This window comes from Tardiphaga sp. (genome assembly GCF_044340795.1).
Taxonomy (GTDB): domain Bacteria; phylum Pseudomonadota; class Alphaproteobacteria; order Rhizobiales; family Xanthobacteraceae; genus Tardiphaga.
On the sequence record NZ_JBIISY010000322.1, the window covers coordinates 1 to 5,608 of the forward strand.

General features: G+C 60.2%; 5 protein-coding genes and 1 pseudogene. 3 read left to right on the forward strand and 3 right to left on the reverse strand.

Annotated elements, in window-relative coordinates; translation table 11 throughout:
• Both ACIQ17_RS30150 and ACIQ17_RS30155 read right to left on the reverse strand, forming a co-directional pair.
• Positions 1-119 (reverse strand): AbrB/MazE/SpoVT family DNA-binding domain-containing protein (locus ACIQ17_RS30150; RefSeq protein ID WP_398473141.1); only part of this gene is annotated, 119 nt, incomplete at its 3' end.
• Between the two features lie 162 nt (positions 120-281).
• Positions 282-3,068 carry a bifunctional aconitate hydratase 2/2-methylisocitrate dehydratase gene (locus ACIQ17_RS30155; RefSeq protein ID WP_398473137.1) on the reverse strand — a complete coding sequence of 929 codons (2,787 nt, stop codon included), beginning with the start codon at positions 3,066-3,068 and terminating at the stop codon, positions 282-284.
• 306 nt (positions 3,069-3,374) lie between these two features.
• On the opposite strand from ACIQ17_RS30155, the gene ACIQ17_RS30160 reads away from it, so the two are divergent.
• The 3 genes from ACIQ17_RS30160 (at position 3,375) to ACIQ17_RS30170 (ending at position 5,294) form a co-directional block, all read left to right on the forward strand.
• The gene (locus ACIQ17_RS30160) at positions 3,375-3,653 is read left to right on the forward strand and encodes a DUF1778 domain-containing protein (RefSeq protein ID WP_398473138.1); all 279 of its coding nucleotides are present in this window, start codon (positions 3,375-3,377) and stop codon (positions 3,651-3,653) included.
• Positions 3,650-4,177, forward strand: coding sequence for a GNAT family N-acetyltransferase (locus ACIQ17_RS30165; RefSeq protein ID WP_398473139.1), 528 nt, complete (start codon positions 3,650-3,652; stop codon positions 4,175-4,177). Before ACIQ17_RS30160 ends, ACIQ17_RS30165 begins: the two co-directional genes overlap by 4 nt.
• Positions 4,178-4,262: 85 nt before the next feature.
• On the forward strand, positions 4,263-5,294 hold the full coding sequence (locus tag ACIQ17_RS30170; protein WP_398473140.1) for a hypothetical protein: 1,032 nt from the start codon (positions 4,263-4,265) through the stop codon (positions 5,292-5,294).
• 66 nt (positions 5,295-5,360) lie between these two features.
• On the opposite strand, the pseudogene ACIQ17_RS30175 reads toward ACIQ17_RS30170, so the two are convergent.
• Positions 5,361-5,608 (reverse strand): annotated as a pseudogene (locus ACIQ17_RS30175) (GMP synthase (glutamine-hydrolyzing)); the annotation flags it as partial.

Here is a 5,608-nt window from a genome sequence, read left to right on the forward strand (position 1 = left end):
TGCTCAACAGTAAGTCGCGTACCCGGAGACCAATTGCGCTGGTCACGGATGGCCTTGGGCAAGATGACCTGCCCTTTGGTCGAAACAAGCGTGGTCAGATTTGCAGGTCGTGACGCCACAAGAGCCTCCACGGTAAGACGCTTGTAAGATACGATCTTGAACTCTTTCGAGCAAGTGGCCACCCAATATTTGGGCACCGGGTTCCGAATCCGGCCAGCAAACGGAAACGGCGCGGCAGGTGTTCACCTGCCGCGCCGTTCGATCAGTCCTTCGTCCCGTCCTTAGTAGTGGACGGACGCGCCCATCGCACCCGACTTCGGCGGCGCAAACTTGGTCAGGTCGATGCCCTGCACCGCGGCCTTGTATTCGTCCGCGCTCGGGGTGCGGCCGAGGATGGCGGCCAGCACCACGACCGGGGTCGAGGCCAGCAGGGATTCACCCTTCTTCTCGGCGGTGTCTTCCACCACGCGGCCCTGGAACAGGCGGGTCGAGGTGGCGAGAACGGTGTCGCCCTTCTCAGCCTTTTCCTGGTTGCCCATGCACAGGTTGCAGCCCGGACGCTCGAGATACAGGATGTTCTCGTAGCTCGTGCGGTTCGTCGTCTTCGGCTTCACGTCGTCGAATTCGAAGCCCGAATACTTCTGGAGAATCTCCCAGTCGCCTTCGGCCTTCAGCTCGTCGATGATGTTGTAGGTCGGCGCGGCGACGACCAGCGGTGCCTTGAACTCGACCTTGCCCTCGGTCTTCTCGATGTTCTTGAGCATCTGGGCGACGATCTTCATGTCGCCCTTATGCACCATGCACGAGCCGACGAAGCCGAGATCCACCTTCTTGGTGCCGCCGTAATAGGAGACCGGTCGGATCGTGTCGTGGGTGTAGCGACGCGACACGTCGGCATTGTTGACGTCGGGATCGGCGATCATCGGCTCGTCGATGATGTCGAGATCGACGACGACTTCGGCAAAATACTTCGCATTCGCATCCGGCGTCAGCGCGGGCTTTTCGCCCGAGCGGATTTCGGCGATGCGCGCATCGGCCTTGGCGATCAGGCCCTTCAGGGTCTGGGCCGGATTGTCCATGCCCTTGTCGATCATGATCTGGATGCGCGACTTGGCGATCTCCAGCGACTCGATCAGCGTGTCGTCCTGCGAGATGCAGATCGACGCCTTGGCCTTCATCTCGGCCGTCCAGTCGGTGAAAGTGAAGGCCTGGTCGGCGAGCAGCGTGCCGATATGAACTTCGATGATGCGGCCCTGGAAGACGTTGTCGCCGCACTGCTGCAGCATTTGCGCCTGGGTCGCGTGCACGACGTCGCGGAAGTCCATGTAGGGCTTCATCGCGCCCTTGAAGGTGACCTTCACGGACTGCGGGATCGGCATGGTCGCCTCGCCCGTCGCCAACGCCAGCGCCACGGTGCCGGAGTCGGCACCGAAGGCGACGCCCTTGGACATGCGGGTGTGGCTGTCGCCGCCGATGATGATGGCCCAGTCATCCACGGTGATGTCATTCAGCACCTTGTGGATCACGTCGGTCATCGAGTGATAAACGCCCTTCGGATCGCGCGCAGTGATCACGCCGAAGGTGTTCATGAAGCTCATGAGCTTCGGAATGTTCACCTGGGCCTTCTTGTCCCAGACGGACGCGGTGTGGCAGCCCGACTGATAGGCGCCATCGACCAGCGGCGAGATGACGGTGGCCGCCATCGCTTCCAGCTCCTGCGCGGTCATCAGGCCCGTCGTGTCCTGCGAGCCGACGATGTTGACCTTCACGCGCACGTCGGAGCCGGCATGCAGCACCTTGCCCGGCGTCACGCCGACGGCGTTGCGGTTGAAGATCTTCTCCACCGCAGTCAGGCCCTGGCCCTCGATGGCGATTTCCTTGTTCGGCGCAAACACCGGCGTCGCTTCGACGCCGAGGGTTTCGGCGGCGAAGGTCTGCAGCTTCTTGCCGAACACGATGGCGTAGGACGAGCCCGCCTTCATGAATTCCATCTTCTGCGGCGTGAAGGCGGCGGCGACATCGACCAGCTCGTTGCCGGCTTCGTCGCGCAGCTTCTTGGCCTTGGCGTCGAGCTTCAGCACGGTGCCGGTGGCGACCGAGTATTTCTGCTCGAGGATCGGGTTGCCTTCGTTGTTAAGCAGCGGCTTGCCGTCATCACCGAGCTTCTTGACCCAGTTCTTCAGGTTGACGCCGATGCCGCCGGTGACGTCCACGGTGGTCGCGAAGATCGGCGAGATGCCGTTGGTGCCGGCGACGACCGGAGCGAAATTGACGAACGGCACATAGGGGCTGGCCTGCTTGCCGGTCCACAGCGCGACGTTGTTCACGCCGGACATGCGCGACGAGCCGACGCCCATGGTGCCCTTCTCGGCGATCATCATCACGCGCTTGTCGGGATGCGCCTTCTGCAGCGCGACGATTTCCTGTTGGGCTTCCGGCGTGATCATGCACTGGCCGTGCAGCTCGCGATCCGAGCGCGAATGCGCCTGGTTGCCGGGCGACAGCAGGTCGGTGGAGATATCGCCTTCGGCGGCGATATAGGTGACGACCTTGATCTCGTCCTCGACGTCAGGAAGCTTGGTGAAGAACTCGGCCTTGGCGTAGCTTTCCAGCACGTCCTTGGCGACGGCATTGCCGGCCTTGAAGGCATCGCGTAGGCGGAACATGTCGGCGTCGTAGAGGAAGACCTGGGTCTTCAGCACTTCGCCCGCCTGCTTCGCCAGCGCCGCATCGGCGCCCAGCGCCACATCGAGCAGCACGCGGATCGAGGGGCCGCCCTTCATGTGCGACAGCAGTTCCAGCGCGAAAGTCGGGGTGATTTCGGGGACGACGGCCTCGCCCACGATGATCTGCTTGAGGAAGGCGGCCTTGGCGCCTGCGGCGCTCGTGGTGCCCGGCAGGGTGTTGTAGATGAAGAATTTCAGGGCATCGGCGCGATATTCGCTGCCAGAGTCCTTGATCAGGGCGATGATTTCGCCGGTGAGCGCGCCGTCATCGATCGGCTTGGGAGCGAGGTTCTGAGCTTTCCGGCTTTCGATCTCAGCGAGGTAATCTGAATAGAGGCTCATCGTCATCCCAAGGTCATGAGGCGGTTGACGCTGGGAACGCAGCGCCACCAACCGTTATTGTTAAAACCGGTCTAAAGGCGAATTCGGCTTCGAGTACGTCAATCAGGGCTGACTGACAAGATACTGCATTGCAGTAAAAATAGTCCTTTAAAATCAGGTTTCAACGGTGTGGACGATGGTGTCGCAGCAGGCGTCGAGCGGGCAGCAGGACGGGCGCTGTGAGCCTTCGGAATCGGTCGACCATATCTTGAAAATCGCGACCAGATAACGTACGCATTAAAGGCGTACAAAACAGGGATAGCGGACATGCCTCGTGCTGCCGTCGACGACAACCAGCGGATGAACTTGCGGGTTTCAGCGGAAACCAAGGCAAAGCTCGTGCGCGCCGCCGCGCTGCGCGACACCGACCTGACCAATTTCGTGACCCAGACCGCCCTGCGCGAAGCCGAAGCCGTCATTGAGGCCGCTGAGGCTGTTCGCCTGACCGCGCGCGATCATGCGCGCGTGCTCGACCTGCTGGAAAATCCGCCAAAGCCCAACGCGAAACTACGCACGGCAATCGCGGCGTTGCCCGACACGCTGTGACCCTGCCCGCCTGGCGAGAAGAAGCGATTGCGAAATCGCATGATCGCCAGTCCTTCGACTGCGGCGATCCCGCGATGAGCGACTTTCTCCGCCGCTACGCGCGCCAGAGCCACGAGCAGAACGCCTCCAAGACGTTTTGCGCGATCGATGTTTCCACGCCTAACCGCGTGCTCGGCTTCTACACCGTCGCGCCCTCCGCCGTGGCGCATGACGTCGTGCCGGCATCGATGACGAAGGGGCTCGCTCAGCACGAGGTGCCCGGCTTCAAACTTGCTCGGATCGCAACGGACGTCACTGTTGCGGGCCAAGGCCTGGGCGGACAACTGCTCGCTGCCGTGGCACTCCGCTGCCTGCGGATCGTGGCCGAGGCTGGCGGTGTGCTGCTCATCATCGACGCCAAGGACGACCGCGCGGCGCGATGGTATGCGAGCTATGGGGCCGAGCAGCTGAGGGATCGGCCACTGACACTTGTGATGCCGCTCGCGACGTTCGCGGCTGATCTCAGGGGCAATGGTTTACTATGAGTGTCACCATCTCGGATTGACTGTCTAGGGTATCGACGCCTTTGTTAATTAGTGTCGCAGCTCCAATACTCGATCCGGATAGGCCATGACAGTCACACCTTGGCAGCTCAAGGAGCGCGCACGCGCGATGCAAGCGCGCTGGCAACATTTTGAAGACATCGCGGCCAAGCAGCACGGCGCTCTTCAGCGTCACGAAACTTGGCGACATGAGTACGCTTCTTTTCCCTATCTCCTAGGCGCGCCGGACGAACGGCTGGACTCGCGCTTTAGGGACGTATTCATCAACCAAACTGAGTTGAGTCCCGACGCCAAACTTGGGTTACTTCCAATCGGAGATGAACATGCCTTCATGGCTAAGTTCACGCACCTCCTAGAAGAATACGCTCTCAGGACGGGACACCCTTTGCCCAGGCCGGAAGTGATATCTGCCGCAAGGGCACCCGCGTTAAAATACTTTGCTAACGGCGAGCCGATAGCTACGAAAATATTTTCCGGCTACTCAATTCCGACAACACCATTCACTGTCAAATACGGTCGTCGCGAATTCCTTGAGCCGATGCAGCGCACAGGGCGATTACGCATCTGCCCGGCATCGTATTACAACGATGTCACGCATAATGTCGCGATTAAAGACGATGAAATTCACCGCACCTTCTTCATTCCCACATTCCGCGAGCGTTTGAACGGCGTTCACCACACAATGGTTCAAGGGCACCGTCTCGACTATGGAGATGACGATATTGTTCTGCCCGTTGAGGCGCCGAATTATTTTCTGCTGAGCCTCTGCGACAGCATTTACTACCGCATGCCCACCGATTTTGACGCCGATGCCGCTCTAATTATCCGCGATCCGAATAGGTTCGCACAGCGCGTCATTTCAAGTTTTTTAGCAAGATACCCTAGCTGGAAGCCTCACTATGGACCCGTCACCTACTACGATCCATACCGAGATTTTACAAAGATGCGGGTCCACCAGATGTCAAAGCACTTCGGATATGCTTACCAACGCGAAGTGAGAATAGTGATGGAAGCATATCGGACACCGCGCGAAACGCTACAGCCCGAATTTCTCAACATCGGACCTATGGATGACTACGCCGAACTCCTCTGGGCTTAACTCGCCGATCAAAGCTACCGGCACGGCAACGAAATTCGCCGCCCAACCGCTGCTGACGATGACACCTCACTCCCACTCAATCGTCCCCGGCGGCTTCGAGGTGATGTCATACACCACGCGGTTTACGCCCTTGACCTCGTTGATGATGCGCGTGGCCGTCTCGCCTAAGAACTTCATGTCGAACGCATAGAAGTCCGCGGTCATGCCGTCGGTCGAGGTCACGGCGCGCAGGCCGACGACGTATTCGTAGGTGCGGCCGTCGCCCATGACGCCGACGGTCTTCACCGGCAGCAGCACGGCAAAAGCCTGCCAGA

Coding starts and splice junctions, on each gene's coding strand:
- ACIQ17_RS30155 (WP_398473137.1), bottom strand. CDS start 3,068: ATGAGCCTCTATTCAGATTACCTCGCTGAGATCGAAAGCCGGAAAGCT.
- ACIQ17_RS30160 (WP_398473138.1), top strand. CDS start 3,375: ATGCCTCGTGCTGCCGTCGACGACAACCAGCGGATGAACTTGCGGGTT.
- ACIQ17_RS30170 (WP_398473140.1), top strand. CDS start 4,263: ATGACAGTCACACCTTGGCAGCTCAAGGAGCGCGCACGCGCGATGCAA.